This window comes from Clostridioides sp. ZZV14-6153 (assembly GCF_020657855.1).
In the GTDB taxonomy this organism is placed as follows: domain Bacteria; phylum Bacillota; class Clostridia; order Peptostreptococcales; family Peptostreptococcaceae; genus Clostridioides.
Genome location: NZ_JAGWCZ010000046.1, coordinates 1 through 737, shown reverse-complemented (window position 1 = coordinate 737; position 737 = coordinate 1). Strand labels below are relative to the sequence as shown.

At 26.6% G+C, this 737-nt stretch carries 1 protein-coding gene; it reads left to right on the top strand.

From position 1 onward, the window contains the following. Positions 1-737, top strand: a 737-nt coding sequence (locus KGF46_RS19710; protein WP_227862251.1) for a transposase, incomplete at both ends; no start/stop codon positions are given.

Here is a 737-nt window from a genome sequence, read left to right as displayed (position 1 = left end):
CCAAAGAATACTATTTTGAACATAAACAATGGATAAAAAAGAATGATATACAAAAGATAATCAAAGGTAAATACAATATACATAGTCAAACTATACAAGCAATATCAGATAAATTTGATGCTAATAGAAAAACTATTTCAGAGTTAAGAAAGAAAGGTAATACCAAGGCAAAGTATCCATATAAAACCAAGAAATTTTATATAATACCATTCAAAGCTAGTGCAATAAATATCAATGCTAAAGGTAACTTAAAGTTATCAATGTCAAAAGGTATCTATTTAGAGTTAGATTTTAATATTGAAAATATAAAGACTGCTGAAATAGTATGGCGAAACGGATATTATTTGTATTATACATTTGATGATGGAATCATTAATCCAACACCGAAAGGTAACAACACCGTAGGTGTAGACTTAGGAGAAATACATTCGATAGCTAGTATAACTAATGAAGGTATCGGACTTATAATATCCAATAGAGAAGGTAGAAGTATTAAGCAATTTAGAAATAAGATATATGCTTATATCTCTAAAAGATTAAGTAGATGTAAAAAAGGTAGTAGACAATATAAGAGATTATGGAAATTAAAAAACACTATTAGAACTAAAACAGATAACCAATTAATAAATTTATACCACCAAACAACTAGAAAGTTTATAAACTTTTGTGTAGAGCAACAAGTATGTGAAATAGTTTTAGGAGATATAAAAGGGATTGAGAAAAATACAAAAAAGAAG